This is a genomic window from Prodigiosinella aquatilis (genome assembly GCA_030388725.1).
GTDB classification, from domain to species: domain Bacteria; phylum Pseudomonadota; class Gammaproteobacteria; order Enterobacterales; family Enterobacteriaceae; genus Prodigiosinella; species Prodigiosinella aquatilis.
This window is the reverse complement of the sequence record CP128857.1, coordinates 2,563,913-2,583,589: the sequence shown is the minus strand read 5'-3', so window position 1 is coordinate 2,583,589 and position 19,677 is coordinate 2,563,913. Positions and strand designations below refer to the sequence as shown.

At 48.8% G+C, this 19,677-nt stretch carries 14 protein-coding genes; 4 read left to right on the top strand and 10 right to left on the bottom strand.

The window, feature by feature from the left end; all coding sequences use genetic code 11:
- Positions 1-44: 44 nt before the first annotated feature.
- The 3 genes from PCO85_12010 to PCO85_12000 form a co-directional block, all read right to left on the bottom strand.
- Positions 45-1,037 carry a 2-hydroxyacid dehydrogenase gene (locus PCO85_12010; GenBank protein ID WJV51990.1) on the bottom strand — a complete coding sequence of 331 codons (993 nt, stop codon included), beginning with the start codon at positions 1,035-1,037 and terminating at the stop codon, positions 45-47.
- Positions 1,038-1,163: 126 nt separating this feature from the next.
- Positions 1,164-2,717 (bottom strand): methyl-accepting chemotaxis protein, encoded by a 1,554-nt coding sequence (locus PCO85_12005; protein ID WJV51989.1) that lies wholly within the window; start codon positions 2,715-2,717, stop codon positions 1,164-1,166.
- A gap of 407 nt (positions 2,718-3,124) precedes the next feature.
- Positions 3,125-4,678 carry a methyl-accepting chemotaxis protein gene (locus PCO85_12000; GenBank protein WJV51988.1) on the bottom strand — a complete coding sequence of 518 codons (1,554 nt, stop codon included), beginning with the start codon at positions 4,676-4,678 and terminating at the stop codon, positions 3,125-3,127.
- 338 nt (positions 4,679-5,016) lie between these two features.
- Between PCO85_12000 and PCO85_11995 the strand changes: the two genes are divergently transcribed.
- The gene (locus PCO85_11995) at positions 5,017-7,605 is read left to right on the top strand and encodes a YdbH family protein (GenBank protein WJV51987.1); all 2,589 of its coding nucleotides are present in this window, start codon (positions 5,017-5,019) and stop codon (positions 7,603-7,605) included.
- A gap of 18 nt (positions 7,606-7,623) precedes the next feature.
- On the top strand, positions 7,624-7,854 hold the full coding sequence (locus PCO85_11990) for a YnbE family lipoprotein (protein ID WJV51986.1): 231 nt from the start codon (positions 7,624-7,626) through the stop codon (positions 7,852-7,854).
- Positions 7,855-7,899: 45 nt separating this feature from the next.
- Here the strand turns inward: PCO85_11990 and PCO85_11985 are convergent, their stop codons facing one another.
- Positions 7,900-8,505, bottom strand: coding sequence for an FMN-dependent NADH-azoreductase (locus PCO85_11985; protein WJV51985.1), 606 nt, complete (start codon positions 8,503-8,505; stop codon positions 7,900-7,902).
- A 230-nt stretch (positions 8,506-8,735) separates the two neighbouring features.
- On the opposite strand from PCO85_11985, the gene hrpA reads away from it, so the two are divergent.
- Positions 8,736-12,623, top strand: coding sequence for an ATP-dependent RNA helicase HrpA (hrpA, locus tag PCO85_11980; GenBank protein ID WJV51984.1), 3,888 nt, complete (start codon positions 8,736-8,738; stop codon positions 12,621-12,623).
- Between the two features lie 114 nt (positions 12,624-12,737).
- Here hrpA and PCO85_11975 read toward each other — a convergent pair whose 3' ends face one another.
- The 5 genes from PCO85_11975 to folM all read right to left on the bottom strand — a co-directional run bounded on the left by PCO85_11975 (position 12,738) and on the right by folM (position 17,202).
- Entirely contained in the window at positions 12,738-13,553 is an 816-nt protein-coding gene (locus PCO85_11975) for a serine protease (GenBank protein WJV51983.1), read from the bottom strand.
- 348 nt (positions 13,554-13,901) lie between these two features.
- Positions 13,902-14,231: an acid resistance repetitive basic protein Asr gene (gene asr / locus PCO85_11970; GenBank protein ID WJV56069.1), complete on the bottom strand. Its 330-nt coding sequence runs from the start codon at positions 14,229-14,231 to the stop codon at positions 13,902-13,904.
- Positions 14,232-14,331: 100 nt separating this feature from the next.
- On the bottom strand, positions 14,332-15,663 hold the full coding sequence (gene rstB / locus PCO85_11965) for a two-component system sensor histidine kinase RstB (GenBank protein WJV51982.1): 1,332 nt from the start codon (positions 15,661-15,663) through the stop codon (positions 14,332-14,334).
- Positions 15,660-16,391: a two-component system response regulator RstA gene (gene rstA / locus PCO85_11960; protein WJV51981.1), complete on the bottom strand. Its 732-nt coding sequence runs from the start codon at positions 16,389-16,391 to the stop codon at positions 15,660-15,662. The genes rstB and rstA overlap by 4 nt, the downstream gene beginning before the upstream one ends.
- A gap of 88 nt (positions 16,392-16,479) precedes the next feature.
- Positions 16,480-17,202 carry a dihydromonapterin reductase gene (gene folM, locus PCO85_11955; GenBank protein WJV51980.1) on the bottom strand — a complete coding sequence of 241 codons (723 nt, stop codon included), beginning with the start codon at positions 17,200-17,202 and terminating at the stop codon, positions 16,480-16,482.
- Positions 17,203-17,335: 133 nt separating this feature from the next.
- On the opposite strand from folM, the gene PCO85_11950 reads away from it, so the two are divergent.
- The gene (locus PCO85_11950; GenBank protein WJV51979.1) at positions 17,336-17,764 is read left to right on the top strand and encodes a hypothetical protein; all 429 of its coding nucleotides are present in this window, start codon (positions 17,336-17,338) and stop codon (positions 17,762-17,764) included.
- Positions 17,765-17,803: 39 nt separating this feature from the next.
- Here PCO85_11950 and dauA read toward each other — a convergent pair whose 3' ends face one another.
- Positions 17,804-19,519, bottom strand: a complete 1,716-nt coding sequence (gene dauA, locus PCO85_11945; GenBank protein ID WJV51978.1) for a C4-dicarboxylic acid transporter DauA — start codon at positions 19,517-19,519, stop codon at positions 17,804-17,806.
- Between the last annotated feature and the right edge of the window lie 158 nt (positions 19,520-19,677).

The window sequence follows — 19,677 nt, the reverse complement described above, 5'->3', positions numbered from 1 at the left end:
ATTCGGCAGTGAGCAGAGGCTAGCGTCGCCAATGCGCTGGATATTCAAGGGTTCAGTAGGTTAGGGCACTCTTCATTTCGATTGATTTGTTGCAGGTTTTGCAATGTGGTTTGTGAAATGCTGGTCAGTGCTTCTTCAGTCAAAAATGCCTGATGGCCGGTAAACAGCACGTTATGACAGGCGGAAAGACGTTGGAAAATATCGTCTTGAATGACGTCATTTGATTTGTCGGTAAAAAACAGGCCGCGTTCGTTTTCATAAACATCCATACCTAATGCGCCAATTTTTCGTTGTTTCAGCGCGCTGATGGCCGCCTGAGAGTCAATGAGCCTGCCACGGCTGGTATTTATAATCATCACGCCATCTTTCATTTGTGAAAATGCCGTTTTATTAAGCAGATGATGATTTTCCGGTGTCAGTGGGCAATGCAGAGAAATAATATCGGCATTGGCATACAGTGTTTTCAGGTCAACATATTTAGCACCCAGTTCCAGCGCCTGTGGGTTTGGATAAGGGTCAACGGCCAACAGATGCATACCAAATCCTTTCAGGATACGCATGGTGGCGATACCAATTTTACCGGTGCCAATAATTCCGGCCGTGCGTTGATGCATATTGAAACCAATCAGCCCTTCCAGTGAAAAATTGGCATCGCGGGTTCGTTGATAAGCGCGGTGAATGCGGCGATTCAGGCACAGCATCAGGCCAACAGCATGTTCAGCCACTGCTTCCGGCGAGTAGGCCGGAACACAAACCACTTTTATCCCCAGTTCAGAAGCAGCGTCCAGATCAACATTGTTAAATCCTGCGCAGCGTAGTGCCAGGGTTTTAATGCCTAACTCAGCTAATTCCGTCAATACTTCTCGTCCACCGTCATCATTGACAAAAATACATACGGCCTCACTGCCGGTGGCGTTTTTTGCGGTACGCGGGCTGAGCATGAAATCAAAAAATTCCAGTTCGTAACCAAAGTGCTGGTTAACCTGTTCCAGGTATTTACAGTCATATTGTTTGGCGCTGTAGATGGCCAGTTTCATGGCAACTGCTCCAGGTAATCGGGTAGTTGTTTCTAAATAGTAAACTAACAGAAAACAATAAATAAAGAGACAAACCGTTACCTAAATAATGGTAGCGGTTTGGAAATGATGAGAAAGGAAAATGATTTAATGTGTGTTACTGAAGACTGAAACCGCTTCCGCCATGGTAGTGATCTGGCTTTGCAGACGTTCGATTTCAGTACTGGCGTGGCTGGCAAGGGTGGTATTTTGTCGGGTAGCGTCGTCAATGTTGTTCACTGCATCATTGATCTGACTCATCCCGATAGATTGCTCCTGTGTCGCATGGGTGATCTGTTTCACTAATTCGTTTACTTGTTGCACTTGATGATGAATGTGATTCATGGATTTCGACGTATGTTCAACCATGCGGTCGCCACTATTAATGTTATCGATGGTTAATTGAATGATGCTGGCAATATCTCGCGCTGATGAAGCACTGCGTTCTGCCAGCATGCGAACTTCCCCCGCCACAATAGCAAAGCTTTTACCCATTTCTCCGGCATGGGCTGCCTCTACTGCGGCGTTGAGCGCCAGAATGTTGGTACGGAATGACAGATTATCCAGTACACCGATAATATTGTTGATTTCATGACTGGAATGGATGAGGGTTTTCATCGTTTGGGCCACCTCCTGGACGGCTTCTTCTCCAGCACCTGCGGCCTGATTAGCCTCCTGAGCAAAGTTTTCCGCCAGTTGGGTGGCAGAGGCATTGCTTTTGATAGTGGCAGTGATTTCTTCCATGGAAGACGCGGTATTTTGCAGATTTTCTGCGGTTTCCTGACAACTTTGGCTTAACATATTGTTGCCTTTGGCTATTTCGGCACAGGCGGTACGTAGCTCGGCCAGTTGTCCGCTAACATCATCAACAAAGGTACGAAAATTCATTCCGGACTGATTTACCGCACGTAACAGCATTCCAACTTCATCAACGCGTTTAAGTTCAAATTTAAGATCGGCTTGCCCGGAAGCCGCTTTAATCGCTTGTTTTAGTATGCTCTCCAGTGGTCTGGCCAAATGTTGTACCAATAATTCACTGGTAGCTAAAGCCCCAATAGAAAGAAATAAGGCAAACAGTAGTGTTACGATGTTGGCAGGAAAGACGTAGATTAAGAGTCCCAGCGCAAATAATAGGAAAGTAAAAAAGTAAACTCGTATACGCCAGCGCACGGGAATAATTTTAAACAAACTTAACAATTTCAATGGGCCTTTATAAATCAGCAGCCCTTGATATAACTCTCTGATTTTTAATTTTTCTTCATTTATGTTCTTATACAAACTTTCGGCTTCTTTTATTTCATGTGCCAACGGCGTCGTGCGTACTGACATATATCCTGCGATATTTCTATTTTTAATCAACGGTGTCGTGCTGGCTTTTACCCAGTAGTAGTCACCATTCTTACGACGGTTTTTCACTATTGCCGTCCAGATTTTTTCAGATTTGAGCGTAGACCACATGTCTGCAAATGCAGCGGGCGGCATGTCTGGATGACGCACGATATTATGTGGTTGATCGATGATCTCAGCAAAGTCATAACCACTAGCTTTAATAAAATCTCTATTGGCATAAGTGATATGACTGTCTGGTGTTGTCACCGACATCAGTTTTGTTTTTTCATCTAACACATACTGAATATCACTGACTGGAAAATTCTTACGCATCGTTCAATCCTTATTCTTTGGGCAAGTGTTAACTTCAATGTTTTAAAATAAGCTAACAATTGAATTCATTAATGGCAAGGATAGACACCAAACACGAAAGTAAAAAATGCCGACTGATAAATAGACATACACTGTTTAATTTTCATGTTTGTTATTCATTTTTCCCATTACTGTACTCAAATGATAATGTTTATTATTTTAATAAATCAGGAGTGATTAATATCCATAATAGATTATCTTGCTTAAATTTTTACCAAAAAAAATAATAGCAGCGTGAGTGATTTTGCTATTCCATCATTTATACCCCAAATCATTCAAGTTGCAAAATGGCGGTAGGTGAACTGGAAGGTAATGGGTTGAATGTGCCCACTGATATGTGCAGTTTATACCAGTGGGGCAGTCGTATGTTAATGAGGGGTACTAAACACTGACACCGCTTGCGCCATTGTGGAGATCTGTTGTTGCAAGTGACCGGTGGCGGAGTTTGATTGACTGGCTAATGCCGTGTTCTGATGGGTTAGCGCATCAATCTTGTTTACCGCGTCATTAATCAGGTTGAGTCCCTGTGATTGTTCCTTGGTGGCCATGCTGATCTCATTCATTAAACGGGTAACTTGTTGCACTTTCGTCAGAATATTGCCCATCGACTTATTGGTGTGGGCAACTTGTTGATCGCCGGTCCGGATACTGCTAAGTGTGTCGTCAATCAGTTCAGCAATGTTTTTGGCTGAATTGGCGCTGCGTTGCGCCAGTGAACGAACCTCACTGGCAACCACGGCAAAACTTTTTCCCTGTTCGCCAGCATGTGCCGCCTCTACGGCGGCATTAACAGCCAATATATTGGTCTGAAAGGAAATATTATCCAGTACGCTGATAATATCGGTAATTCGCTCACTGGCCTGGGTAATGGTATCCATGGTACTGGCGACTTCAGAAACCGCTTTTTCACCAGCATTCACTACCTGATTAACGTCCTCGGCATATTCTGAGGCCCGGACTGACGCTTCGGCATTGCTTTTGATGGTGGCGGTGAGTTGCTCGATGGATGCTGCGGTTTGTTGCAGGTTTTCCTCGGTTTTTTCACAACATTCCGCTAACGTGTTATTGCCCTGGGCTATCTCGCTACAGGCGTTTTTCAACGCATTCAGGTTATTATTCACGTCATCCACAAAAGTGCGAAAGTTCATACCGGACTGATTTACCGCTCGCATCAACATACCGACTTCATCTGCACGATTGAGTTGCACCAGATTATCCGCCTGTCCGGCTGCTGACTTCATTGCCTGTTCCAGAATCCGTTCAATCGGTTTGGCAACATGCAGTACCAGTAGCTCACAAAAAAGACCGCTACAGATTATCAACAACGGAAACAGCATCCATATCAGTGGTGTATGGATCAATAGAGAAAACACCATTGTCAGTGGCAACAGGCCTAACAGGGCAAAATAGCTGCGAATACGCCAGCGCAACGGCATGGTTTTGAACATGCTCAGCCATTTTAATGGTCCGCGATAAACCAACAGGCCACAATGGAAAGTCCGGTGTCGGAGTTTTCCTTCGTTGACCATAGCGTAGAGTGTTTCTGATTGCTGGATCTCTTCTGATGATGCGGCTGTGCGTACTGACATGTAGCCGATCAGTTTCCCCTCTTTTTTCAGAGGAGTCGTACTGGATTTTACCCAGTAATGATCGCCGCTCTTACATCGGTTTTTTACAATACCCGTCCAGATTTTCCCTGCCTTTAGCGTACTCCACATATCAGCAAAGGCTAATGGTGGCATATCTGGGTGGCGGATAATGTTATGCGGTTGATCCATTAACTCGTCGGACTGATAACCGCTGACCTTAATGAAATCTGCATTGGCATAGATGATATGGCTGTCAGGTGTGGTGACGGACATTAATTTGGTGCTGGCATCCAACGGATACTGATGTTGGCTGACAGGATAGTTTTTGCGCATTACTTAATCCCTTTATAGTGCATATCCTGATGGTGATTCTGTTATTGAGGTGACAGATACCGTCCGGGTAACTACAACAGTGATAGCCTCAATGAAAAGTGACGTACTATTGGCGTATTTATGTAACGACAAAAGTGAAATATAAGAACGACCCATTTCAATTGCTGTGTATATGTAAAATTTTACCACTCGCGAGTGAGTTAGATGTATGTATTTTGCTGTGAAATGTGAGCTGAATGGTTAATGTAGAGGCTAGTTAATGGGTACTTCGTGCCAAAGGGTAGACGTGGCGAGGATGGAACAGTGCCAAAAATAATAACCATGCGGAATAATTCCTGATGTTTAAGAAATTTATACTGCCGACTGGCCTGTTAGCCAGTTTGGTCTTGTTATTGATTACCATGTGGTTATCGTTGCCGCACTGGATGCCACAGCTGCTGGCGTTCTGGTTGCCAACTGGCACGTCAGTCATTATCGATTCACCTCCTCGCTGGCAGAAAGGCCTCTATCTGCCGGGTTTTAGCGTCAATTTCCAGCAATGTCGGTTTCTGTCGGTGGAGGGCATCGGCTTGCACCGTCGGCAGGGTTTATGGGCGTTGGCGATAGACCGTCTGCATGTCGATGCGACCTGTCTGCAATACTTGCCTGAGGTGGATCACCATACCCCTGCGTCGCTGGCGCAGTGGCAGCGGCGTCTGCCTTTAGCTGATGTCGCCATCCATCATTTTTCACTCTCTCCCTGGATTAATGACAACGGCGCATTGCATCTAAAGAGCCGGGCTGAACAGCAGACGGTGGATTTTCAGGGAGAACGGCTGCGGTTATTGGCGGATATCAACGGGCAATCACTGACACTGCGTGAAGGTCGTGTTGCTACTTATCAGGGACAGCCGCCAGTGAAGCTTAGTGGCACCTTACAATTGGCTACGTTACTGAATCAGTTACCCGTTGAGGGGCATTTACAAGGAAGTATGGTTCCGCTGCAATTGTCAGAGCCGGTAACGGTGGCGTTACATTGGGAGAATAATCACGGCGAATTGACGCTGGGAACGGTGGGCGAAAAGACACCGTTGCTGATTTTGCCCTGGAGTATGGATGCCGACAGAATTCAGGTCACCAATGGACGTTGGCACTGGCCTTATGGCGTTCAGCCGGTGTCGGGGGGCGTTGCCATGACACTGACGGACTGGCAGCAAGGGATAAACCATACCCGCATTGAAGCGCGTATCAATATACTTACCCAAGGACACAATGGTAAGGCCAATGCGGTACTGGTACTCGGCCCTGGCACGTTGGGGATGGTCGATAGTAATCTGCGTTTTCAACTCACTGGTCAGGCCAATTTAAAAGCCGTGTCTTTCTCGGCATCGTTGCCAGGGATTCTGCGTGGCCCGGTGCTTAATCCAGCGTTATCCATTCTTCCCGGTGCGTTGCTACGAGCCTGGGGAAAGTTAAAGCCAGATATGACGCTGGAAGAAGCCCGCTGGCCACTGGCAGGCATAATAGTGAGTGAGGCGGGGGTCAGTGGCCGTCTGCAAGCGATTGTTCGGGTGCGAGATGCGTATTGGGGGCGATCAAGACTCCACTTTGATGGCGTGGCGCACGATTTCTGGCCGGATAACGGTAATTGGCAATGGCGTTATTGGGGGAAGGGGGAATTGCTGCCGTTTCAGGGACACTGGGATATCGCGGGGCATGGTTACTGGAAAGATTCGTTGCTTGAAGTCAGTGCGCTGTCCTGCGGGCTGGATCACATTCACTATGGCGCTATTACGGTTGTCAAACCGAGGCTGACGCTGGTGCAACCGTTGCATTGGCAACGGGACAAAACTGCAAAATCGTTACAAATGGCATTACGACTGGTGGCTGAACAGGTGGACTTCGGTGGGGCGAGTTCATTGCCGCCAGCGACCTTGATGCTGAATATTAAAGGGCGTGAGCCGGATGATTTTCAATGGGAAGGTCGGTTACAGGCAAATGACATAGGTCCAGTGACCTTGTCTGGCCGTTGGGATGGCAAGCGATTACGCGGTAGCGGTTGGTGGCCTGCACAACCACTGCGGGTGTTCCAGCCGCTGTTACCCGCAGATTGGAAAATCACTCTTCGGTCCGGTAAATTTTATGCTCAGACGGCATTTTCTGCTGCCCGTGGACAGGGATTTAGCGCTGGCGGACACTGGGTAGTGAAAAATGCAGCGGCGTGGATATCGGACGGTGATGTCAGCGGCGTGAATTTTATTCTGCCTTATCGGTTTCATGATCACCGCTGGCAACTGGGGGTTAAACAACCAGTCACATTACGGGTTGGTACCCTGAATAACCTGTTCCATATACAGAATATCCTGATGACGCTTTCTGGCTATTATCCCTACAGTGACCGATATCCGTTGACGTTGTCACAGGTGGATATGGATGTACTGGGTGGGCATATCTCGCTCTCTCCGTTACGTATTCCACAACATGAAGCGGCTATCCTACGGGCCGAACATATTGAAACGAGTGAGCTTTTTACCGTACTGAAAGTTAAAAAAGTCGCGATGTCTGGTCGTGTAAGTGGCATATTACCGCTTGATTTTACGTATCCAACAACCGTGGTCCAACATGGCTTTTTTACTAATGATGGTGCGTTGACGTTACGCTTGGATCAACAACTGGCCGATGAACTTGCAAAAAAGAGTTTGACCGATGCGATGGCTGTAGAGTGGCTGCGCTATTTGGAAATTGATCGTTTCTCAGCCAGTATTGATGTGGATAAACAGGGTTGGTTGCTTCTGAAATCACATATTCGTGGTAAAAGTTCCCTGAGCAATGCCAGGCGGGAAGTGATACTGAACTACCATCATCAGGAGAATATTTTTCAATTATGGCGCAGTCTGCGCTTTGGGGATAATTTGCAGGATGCTCTGGGACAGCAATTGACGGAATAATAACTAAGGAATCATGCTATGAGAAAGGTCTGTGCTGCCTTATTACTGTCTATAGTGTGGCTTACCGGATGCATGCCCCGGATTGAGCTGGCGGCGTCCAAAGAGCCGATCACGATTAACATGAATGTCAAAATTGATCATGAAATACATATCAAGGTGGATAAGGACGCCGCCCAAATGTTGGAAAAATCAGACACCAAAGTCAGAGAAGTGGTAAAGAAAAGCGCGCCTGATAAAGGCGCGCAATAAATTACCAAAGTACAATAAAAAATGGGGGGTAATGAATGATGATGTTTACGCTGTTGCCAACTGGGACAACTGGTCTTTCGCGTCTTGCAGGGCCTTTTGTGCTACATCCGGACCATAGCCAAAACCTTCTGCAAATACGAATTCAACGTCAGTAATGCCAATAAAGCCGAGGAACAAGCGCAGATACGGGGTTTGCAGGTCACTTGGCGCGTCTTTATGGATACCGCCGCGGCTGGTTAGTACCACCGCTCGTTTGCCTTTCACCAGGCCTTCAACGCCATTTTCACTGTAGCGGAATGTCACACCAGCGCGGGCAATAAGATCAAAGTAATTCTTTAGCTGGGTGGGAATGTTGAAGTTATACATCGGTGCAGTCATGACAATGACATCATGGGCCTGTAGTTCGGTAATCAGCGCATCAGATAGCGTCAAGGCTTCCTGCTGACGTGGCGTCAACGGTTTATCGGAAGGACGCATGGCGCCGACCAGTTCTCCATCCAGTACCGGCACTGGCTCAGCAGCCAGATCGCGTTCGGTAATGGTATCACCAGGATGAGCCGCCAACCATTGAGCAGTAAAGTGGTCAGCCATTTGGTTTGACTGAGAGAAGTCGGCCAGAATACTTGATTTCAGAACTAATACTTTACTCATTGCCAATTCCTTGTCTTGTTGAAGGTCACGAAGAATATGTCTTCGAATAGAGGCATAATAGGTAGGTTGTCGATGGCGTGATAGCTGAATATTTCGAGTGCTTTGTTCGATTTTATTGAATGAGCATTTTCTCCCTGTGTTATAGCCCGTGGCACCAATGTGATACCATGCCCGCCGCATTACCGCCGTAACCGGCTCTGCGACAGAGAAAAGTATTTAAGGAACGCACCGTGAAATCACCTCTCAATGCATTAAGCCTTCAGATCAATACGTTAATGCTACGCGATCAACCACGCTTGCGCCGCCGTGTGCAAGGCGCGATGAAAGTGGCAAAACCACAAGCTCAGGCGGCGATTGCTCAGGAGATTGAGGGAGAAATTCTTGTCGCCCGCCAGCGGGTGGAGAACCGACGCGCGTCTCTGCCTGTCATCACTTACCCCGACGCTTTGCCGGTCAGCCAGAAGAAAGAGGCTATTCTGGCGGCGATACGCGACCATCAGGTGGTGATTGTGGCGGGGGAAACCGGTTCGGGTAAAACCACCCAGTTACCTAAAATCTGTCTGGAACTGGGGCGAGGCATCACGGGACTCATTGGTCATACTCAGCCACGTCGTCTGGCGGCACGAACGGTGGCGGATCGTATTGCCGCTGAGCTGGAAACACCGTTGGGCGGCACGATAGGTTATAAAGTACGTTTTCATGATCAGGTGGGTGATAACACGCTGGTCAAGTTGATGACCGACGGTATTTTGCTGGCGGAAATCCAGCAGGATCGGCTGTTGATGCAATACGACACGATCATCATCGATGAAGCGCATGAGCGCAGTTTGAATATCGACTTTATTCTGGGCTATCTGCGGCAGATTCTGCCCAAACGTCCGGACCTAAAAATCATCATCACGTCGGCCACTATCGATCCTCAGCGTTTTTCCCGTCATTTCGGGCAGGCACCAATTATTGAGGTTTCCGGACGTACCTATCCTGTGGATGTACGCTACCGCCCGGTGGTGGAGGATGCGGAAGACAGTGAGCGCGATCAATTGCAAGCGATTTTCGACGCGGTGGATGAGCTGGGACGCGAGGGGCCGGGTGATATCCTGATTTTCATGAGTGGTGAACGCGAAATCCGGGATACCGCCGATGCGCTGACCCGGCTGGATTTACCCCATACTGAAATTTTGCCTTTGTATGCGCGTCTATCCAATCAGGAGCAGAATCGTGTATTTCAGTCGCATCATGGTCGCCGCATTGTGCTTGCCACCAACGTGGCGGAAACCTCGCTTACGGTGCCGGGTATTCGGTATGTCATTGATCCCGGCACGGCACGTATTAGCCGTTACAGTTACCGCACCAAAGTGCAGCGCCTACCGATTGAACCCATTTCACAGGCATCGGCTAACCAGCGGAAGGGCCGCTGTGGTCGCGTAGCGGCTGGCATATGTATCCGGCTTTATGCGGAGCAGGATTTCCTTTCACGACCAGAATTTACCGATCCGGAAATTCTGCGTACCAATCTGGCGTCGGTCATTTTGCAGATGACGTCACTGGGGCTGGGCGATATTTCCGCTTTCCCATTTGTCGAGGCGCCGGATAAACGCAATATTCAAGATGGTATCCGTTTACTGGAAGAACTGGGCGCGATCCAAAGCGGAGAAAACGGGCATTACCATTTATCACAACAGGGGCAGCAACTGGCACAGTTGCCTATCGATCCACGGTTGGCGCGTATGGTGCTTGAAGCTCGCAAGATGGGGTGTGTCCGTGAAGTCATGATTATTACTGCTGCCTTGTCGATTCAGGATCCGCGTGAGCGCCCACTGGATAAGAAGCAGGTGTCAGATGAAAAACATCGGCGCTTTGCCGATAAGGAGTCTGATTTTCTGTCATTTGTGAAACTGTGGGATTATTTGCGCGAGCAGCAGAAAGCGTTGTCTGCCAGCCAATTCCGCAAGTTGTGCCGTACCGATTTCCTGAACTACCTGCGAGTGCGTGAGTGGCAGGATGTCTATACCCAGTTGCGTCAGGTCGTAAAAGAGCTGGGATTACCGGTTAACAGCGAACCTGCCGATTACTTCAGCATTCACTGTGCGTTACTTTCCGGGTTGCTTTCCCATATTGGACAGAAAGATATGGAGAAGCCGGAGTTCAGCGGTGCACGCAATACCCGGTTTGTGATTTTCCCTGGCTCCGGTTTGTTTAAAAAGCCGCCCAAGTGGACCATGGTGGCCGAACTGGTGGAAACCAGCCGGCTCTGGGGGCGGATTGCCGCGCGTATTGAACCGGAATGGGTGGAACCGTTGGCCCAGCATCTGATTAAACGCAGTTACAGTGATCCACATTGGGAGAAAGCACAGGGTGCGGTCATCGCTCAGGAAAAGGTAACGCTGTTCGGTTTACCGGTCGTGGCGGCACGCAAGGTGAATTATGGCTCCATTGACCCGCAGCTATCCCGTGAGCTGTTTATCCGCCACGGGTTGGTTGAAGGTGACTGGCAGACACGGCATGTATTTTTCCGCGCCAATCTGAAGCTACTGGCTGAAGTAGAGGAGCTGGAAAACAAATCCCGCCGTCGCGACATCCTGGTGGATGATGAAACGTTGTTTGCGTTTTACGATCAACGGATTCCACATGATGTCATTTCCGCACGTCATTTTGACGCCTGGTGGAAGACCGCCAGCCAGACGGATGCTGATCTGCTGAATTTTGAAAAGAATATGCTGATCAAGGACGGTGCGGATAGCGTCAGTGCGCTGGATTACCCCAACTTCTGGCACCAGGATAATATTAAATTGCGGCTGAGCTATCAGTTTGAACCAGGGGCTGACGCCGATGGCGTTACGGTGCATATTCCATTGCCGATTCTCAATCAGGTGAAAGAAGACGGCTTTGAATGGCAGATTCCCGGCGTGCGGCGTGAATTGGTGATTGCACTGATTAAATCGCTGCCAAAACCAACTCGACGCAACTTTGTGCCTGCACCTAACTACGCTGAGGCGTTTTTGGCCCGGGTAACACCACTGGGAAAAGGGCTGTTGGACGCGCTGGAACGAGAACTACGTTTGATGACCGGCGTGACGGTTCCTCGTGAAGAGTGGCAGTGGGATCAGGTGCCCGATCATCTTAAAATGACCTTCCGCGTGCTAGATGAAAAGAATCGTACTCTGCGGGAAGGGAAAAGCTTGAGTAATCTGAAGGAACAGTTGAAAGACAAGGTACAGCAAACGTTATCAGCTGTGGCAGATGAGGGTATTGAGCAAAATAATCTGCATACCTGGAGTTTTGACCACCTGCCCGAGTGCTATGAGCAGAAACGCGGTGGTTATGCGGTGAAAGCCTATCCGGCGTTAGTGGATGAAAAGGACAGCGTGGCAATTCGCCTGTTTGATACACCACATCAGCAGCAACAAATGATGTCGCGAGGGTTGCGGCGATTGTTACTGCTGAATATTCCTTCCCCTATCAAGTATCTACATGAAAAGTTGCCCAATAAAGCCAAGCTGGGATTGTATTTTAATCCTTATGGCAAGGTGCTGGATCTGATTGATGACTGCATTGCCTGTGGTGTGGATATGCTCATAAGGGAGTTTGGCGGACCGGTGTGGAAAGAAGAGGATTATCTGCGGTTGCATGACAAAGTCCGTGCCGAGCTAAATGACACGGTGGTGGATATTGCCAGGCAAGTAGAGCAGATCCTGACGACAGGTTTTGCCATCAACAAACGGTTGAAAGGGCGGGTAGACATTACCATGGCGCTGGCGCTGAGTGATATCAAAACCCAGCTTAATGGGTTAGTTTACCGCGGCTTTGTGACTGAAAATGGCTGGCAGCGTTTGCCGGATGTATTGCGTTATCTGCGGGCGATTGAACGGCGGCTGGAAAAACTGGCACAAGACATTAATCGTGATCGGGCGCAGATGCTGAAAATCGAACAGGTTCAGCGGGCCTGGCAGCAGTGGTTGCACAAATTGCCGCTGGAACGTCGGGATGATGAGGACGTAAAAGCGATTCGCTGGATGATTGAAGAACTGCGGGTCAGCTATTTTGCCCAGCAACTTGGTACGCCTTACCCCATTTCTGATAAACGCATCCTGCAAGCGATGGAGCAGCTTGACGTTTAAACCTGGTTTTTCCCCGGTTCCGGTCATCCCCGTTCATGCCATTGGACGGGCAGATACGGTAACCACTTTTCAGAAAAAGGGCGTTTTCTGTTCAGGAAACGCCGATAAACTGACTCAATGGGATGCGCGTTCAGACAACGTTTCTAATTGTTGACGAATAGCGGTAACGGCCACGGCACGGTTGTCTGCCTGGTTTCGGGCACTGGCGTCCGGAGCGGAACTCTGAATCCCCACTAACACCCAGCCACCGGGGGTTTTCAACATCAACGGCGAGCCACTGTCGCCCGGTAAAGTGTCGCACCGATGCGACATCACGGCCTTATGTACCCAACCCGTGATCAGACAATTCTGGTGCCGGTATAGTGTTTCCTGGTGATCTTCCGGATAACCCGCCTGAGTAACGCGCTGGTGTGCCTGTGCCAAGGCGATTTTCAATGCCCCCAGCGAGCCTGACCATAACGGTAATGGTTTGATATCGGGAGGCGTCTGTTTCAGGCGGATAAGCGCGTAATCCCACGGTGCCGCAGCGGGAGGAACGATCCAATCGTCTCCGTCGGCCTTCAGCCGTTTGGCCAGCCGTCTGTTGGTTAGCGCTACAATCTGGTGGGTCTCATAGCGCCAGCCGTTGCCGGTAGGTAAAAAGCGCAAGGCAATGGGTTTGTCGGCGACACCTGGAGGCGCAAGCACGCAATGTCCTGCGGTAAGTGCCAGATGTGGCGAAATCAGTGTTGCCGTGCAGAGATTACCGCCAGCGGTTTCTAACTGGCCGATGGCCTGCCAGGGCCATTGAGATACATCAGGAACTTTATCGCGATCATCATGGTTAAAAAACAGGATTTGCTTTTGCTGCTCAGCGCTGGGAACGGTATCTGCCCAAACCGTTGGCGCAAGAAGGGTGAATGAACATAACAAACAGGCTGATATGCGCATAGAAGAGTTCGCCTTTGAGTAAAATTCAGCGTGTTAACAATGGGGTGAAATAGCTAATAGTATAAAATAACTATAGATGGATTTGCTGTTGGACGGATCGGGCACCATTGTTGTCATGCCGTCGGTGACATGAAAATAAATTACAGGAAAAACAGTATGATAACCAACGCACAAATAAGCAGAAAGGACAATACGATTTCAAATGAATAACGACGCAGCATCATCCTATCCCCATGAAATAAACACCCGGTCAAACCGGGTGTTTAAGGTCACTTATGTCATGCTGGAAGTTGAATAATGAGCGAATCACTTCCTGTATTCATGACTGTCGATAGACAGCACGCTTAATTAAGCTGCCGGGGTAGCAGTCTTCTTGGCCGGAGTGTGTTTTTTCATAACTTTTTTCTTGGCTGCCTGAGCTTTCTGGGCAGGGGTAACGTGTTTTTTCACAACTTTTTTCTTAGCGGCCTGTGCTTTTTGAGCAGGAGTTGCTGTTTGTTTTGCATGTTTTACATGCTTAACATGTTTTACGTGCTTAACATGTTTCTTAACATGGGCTGTTTTAGCCATAGTTGTTGGTGCGCTAGCGGTAGGCGCCGTTGTAGCTGCATCAGCTGCAAAGGCAACAGAGGACAGACCCAGAGCTACACCTGCGATCATTACTAATACTTTATTCATCATCATTTCCTCATTATCCAATTCGTATTTCGAACCCCTAATGTGGGCCGATGAAAGGAGAATAAGCGAATATAAGCTATCACTCTGTGAGTGATTGGTTTCAGCGTGTAACGGATTGTACAACCTTTGTCGGCAAACCACCGGAAGCCGATGTAGAGGTGATGACCGGCCAGCGAAAAATAAACCGTGCACCGCCCAGTGAACTGCTTTTCACACTGATGTCTCCACCATGAGCGCGGACGATGGCGTGAACAATCGCCAGTCCCAGTCCACAGCCGCCACTGCTGTTTTCAATACCAGAATCAAGCCGAATAAAAGGTTCAAAGATGGTTTCTCTATCCTGTGGGGCGATACCGGGCCCATCATCTTCAACTTGCAGACAGGCTACGCCTTGATCCAGCGTGAGTCCTATTCGCAAGCGGCTTTTGCAGAAACGCAGCGCATTAGTGACCAGATTATTTAAAACTCGCTCCATCAGCCGTAAATCGACATAGCCGAAATTAGCGGATTGATGAATATCCAGCTCAATTTTTTTATCCGCATGAACCAGTTGAAAATCCTGAACCCGCTTTTGTAACCAGTCTGATAAGGCAATGGCTTCCAGGTGCAGTGTGACCTGTGGTCGATCAAGACGAGCATAAGTGAGTAATTCATCAATTAATGCCTCCAGTTGACTGATGTCCCGGTTAATCGATTCTTGCTCTTTTTCGGTCAGATTGTCGCTGATTGCCAGGCGGTAGCGCAGGCGCACCAAGGGCGTTCTCAGTTCATGAGCGATGTTATCAATGAGTTGTTTTTTACTGGCAATCAGTTGATTCAGATTGTCCGCCATACGATTAAAGGCCACCCCGAGACGGAAAAGACTAGAGGTGTTGTCAAAGTGAGTACGTTCTTCTAGATGCCCGTCCCCTAGTCGTTGGGCTGCGCTTTCCAGTTGCAGCATCGCTTTCCAGTGTGGGCGCATCCACAAAAATACGGGTAATGCCAGCGACAGGCCAATCAGCATCAGTACAAATAGATTAAGAAGTCGGATTTCATGCAGGAAAAACAGATAAGGAATCGGACCAACGGCCAAAACGTAATGGCTACGGGGGATGCGTTGAATAAACGTGTATTCATCGTCCAGTGCGATGATCTCGCCTTGTACCAGGCGCTGATGTTCCCGGGTACTGAGGGTGTATTTATTGATGGGTTCAATATGCAGTTTGAACGAGAGATTCAGGTCCATCTGATTAATGGTCTGATGCCATTCGCGTGGGGGAATAGCGCGCAGCTCATTACGGATCAGATAAAGTGAGCTTTTCATCAGATCATTCATGGACTGTCGACCCGCGCGTTCGGCCGTAACTTTATAAACCAACCCGACCAGCAGGGTCATCACCAAAAAGCTGGCAAAAAGTAACAGAAAAAACTGAATAAACAGCTTTCTCATGATAAGCGTGTCTCCCAGGCGTTGGGTGCGAACAGATAGCCTTTGTTACGGATAGTTTTGATACGAACGGGTTCCAGCGCATTGTCGTACAATTTTTTGCGCAGACGGGAAATGGCGACATCTATACTGCGATCCATGCCGTCATAGCTAACACCTCGCAGGTTTTTGAGCAATGCTTCCCGGTCCATGACTTGCCCGGCATGAGTAGCCAGTTGCCACAGAAGATCAAAATCGGCGGTGGATAGTACGATGTTTTCATTATCCAGTGTGACTTCCCAATTGATAGGGTCGATGCACAATAGACCAAAGTTCAAGGGTTTATGCAGTTGCACCGATTGTGATTTATCCAGCGGAGACGAAGGTGTCGCCGCGTATTGACGGAAATGTAGCCGTAGCCGCGCTAACAATACCGCTGGCGGTGTGGTTTTCAGAATGTAGTCATCAGCACCCATCTCCAACGCCAGAATATGGTTCATGTCGCTATCAAGAGAGGTTAGTAGAACGATAGGACCGGAGAATACCGGTCGCAGTTCACGGCAAAGCGTCATACCGTCTTTGCCGGGCAACATAATATCCAGCAGTATCAGGTCAGGCTTTTGTTTTTCAATAAATGCCAACGCCGTGTCCCCACGGGGCTCTATCTGCACATCAATATCATGTTTGCCTAAATACGCTGCGATCAATTTGCCTATTTCGGCATCATCTTCAACAAAAACAATTTTATACATGTTTGTAAACTCACAACTTAAAGCATTCCAAAGCATAGGGTTACGTCACTCGCCGCGCTATTATTGAGGCGTAAACAAGCGTGTCGGGTTAGCGTAGCGGACGACCACCGTCCAGTCCCAGCGTCTTACCGGTCATGTAGTGACTACTCAGCAGATAATGAACCAGCCGGACAACTTCTTCTTCGCCAGGTACGGTTTCTATCAAGGATTTTTTCAGAGCTTTCTGACGATACTTGGCAGTATCGTCTGGGTGAAACATGATCAGTGCTGGCGCAATGGCATTGACTTTGACATCGGGTGCCAGCTTCTTGGCAAAAGAGCGGGTCATATTGTCTAGCGCCGCTTTACTGGCGGCATAGGCGATGTGTTTTTCACTGCCTTTTTCCACGACATAATCGGTTAGATGAATGATATCGCTTCCTCCGACACCCTGACCACACAGACAAGATTCCAGCAGTTGATTAAGCAGGTAAGGGGTATAAACATGGATTTGCAACATTTCTGCCAGTGTTTGTTCCAGCGGTTCATCATGGTGTTCAGCCCGCCAGGTGCTGGCGTTGTGGATAACGGCCCGCAACTTCGGTGTCAGCGCCTTGACGCGTTTGGCAAAATCATAAACGTTTTCGGTAGTTGAAAAATCAGCTTGCAGGCAGGTTGCACCTTGCTGTGACAATATATCCAGCGACGGGTAGTATGTACGCCAACTGACAATTATGGGCACATTCTGTGCCAAAAAGGAGTGTGCCAACGCCAGACCAATGCGTTTTGCTCCACCGGTAATCAGCACGGGGGCGCTAGAAGAAGTTGTCACAATAAAAGCTCCTGCTTTTGCGGAGTAACACTACAATTATTCAAGACACTATACCTTATTACGTCTTTTTTGCGTTGTAATGCTCAATGGTGAATGGCGGAATTTACCCACTGGTAACGGAGAGGAGAAACCGGTGAAAAAGGTTCATCTTGTACCTACAAACTCCAGTGAAAGGATCTGCATTGATTACACCGCTTATCTTGGTGCGTTGTGCAATAAGCGCTGGCGCTTTATTGATGCCATCTATGGCGTGATGCCGATTTTCGGTATTGTCACGAAAATGCCGGGGAGGGAACCCGCTACTGAGAATGAGAAACTTGAGGCGCTGGCGTTGCAAGTGCTGTCGACACAGGTCAGCGATGAAACCAATATCGCTCGTTTAATTACCCTGGCGCAGCAGCAGGGATTGACGGATATTGATATCCGTCTGCCCTATGCCCTTTCAATGGAGCAACTACAAGCTATTGGCCAGGAATGCCATGACTGTTTGCCGGCATTGACGCAGTATGAGGAATATCTGTCTATCCACATTACCGAGCCTATGCCGGGAAATGCTCCGTGAATCCTGCCTGATTGATACATGCAGTTGATCCTTTACACCTTATTCTGGTGGTGTGTCTTGCTGCGGTGCTGTCGCCGCCAGTGCTTGTTCCAGCGTAGCGTAAAAGCTTAAACGGTTGGCGATGGGCGTTACATTGGCCCGAGCCAGGGTTTTTAGTGGCTGGAACGGAATATCCGTAATGATCAGATGTTTGTCGGCAGGCAGCAGTTCACTGAAACGCATGAACGCACTCAAACCACCCGCATCCAATACCGGTACGGCATCCCACTGCAAAATAATGGTGTGATATCCTTCACTGCGCTCCAGCAGGTCGTTAAAAATGCGTTCCGCGGCAGCGAAAAACAGTGGGCCATTCACGCGTAAAACCAGTCTCTCGTTCGGCAGCTTGCCCGCCAACTCGCTCAATCGGGTCATTTTGGCGATTCTGCGCATAAATAGCAGTGATGCCAGCACAATGCCCACGGTAATGGCAATAACCATGTCAAACAGCACAGTCAATGACATACACAACACCATTACGATGATGTCGTCTCTGGGGGCCCGACGTAACAGATCAATTACTTTGTGGGCTTCACTCATGTTCCAGGAAACAATAAGCAAAAGAGCAGCCATCGCTGCCATTGGCAGGTAAGAGAGTGACGGTGCCAGCACCAGCAAGGCCAGCAGTACCAGCAAAGCATGAATCACAGCAGAAACAGGTGATGTGGCACCGGCTCGCACGTTGGCAGCTGAACGGGCAATGGCGGCGGTGGCGGTAATGCCGCCGAAAAAAGGGGCAATGATGTTGCCGAAACCTTGTCCCACCAGCTCAGCATTTGAGCGATGTTTCCGGCCAGTCATACCATCCAGCACCACAGCGCACAGCAGTGATTCAATAGCGCCAAGCATCGCCATGGAAAACGCCGCCGGGAGTAAGGCAGAAATACTCTGCAAACTGAGCGTCATGGTTTGTCCACTGGCTGAGGGAACATTCCAGGGAAGTACAAGTTGGGGAAGAATTGCCGGGATACCCTGACCCTGAGAGCCATCCGCCAGCAGATAGCTAAAGCGGGAGCCAATGGTCGCAACTTCTATATGCATCAATGACAGTATTCCCATGACAGCCGTACCTGCCAGCAATGCGGGCAAATGTCCGGGCACGCGAATATGCAATTTTGGCCAGATAAGTAAGACAAACAAGGTGGTACCGCCAATAAGCAAATCACCGATCTGTAGTGAAGGAAGCGCATGAACGATCGCTATTACTTTCCCGACGTAGTGTTCTGGCATTACTGGCATCGTCAGGCCAAAGAAATCCTTGATTTGCATGGTTGCAATGGTAATACCGATCCCGGAGGTAAAACCGAGAGTGACAGACAAGGGAATATATTCGATCAGGCGACCAAGGCGGCACACCCCCATCAGCAACAAAAATACGCCAGAAAGTAATGTGGCCACTAATAACCCGGAGAGCCCAAATTGCTGGGATACCGGATAGAGAATGACCACAAATGCGGCAGTTGGACCGGATACGCTGTAGCGGGAGCCGCCACTGAGTGCAATCACCAGCCCGGCGACGGCGGAAGTATAAAGCCCGTATTGCGGTGGAACGCCACTGGCGATAGCCAATGCCATCGCCAGTGGTATGGCAATGATACCTACAGTGATACCGGCAATAACATCATGAGTGAAGCGCTGTAACGTATATTTTTCACGCCAGCATGCCTCTATCAGCGCGCTGAACGGTGTCGTGCCGTTAATTCGGTGTGAGTTCATCTAAGGCAAAAAACCAACAAAAAGAAAAGGGAATGACGAGTCGCCAGTCAGTGACCCGACGTAGATTGAAGCGCTACGATACGCTCTTTGTCTGATGGAGATCCAGAGGTATATCAAGAGAAAGGCGTTACCTCTGTTGAGGGCGTGAAATGTAGCCT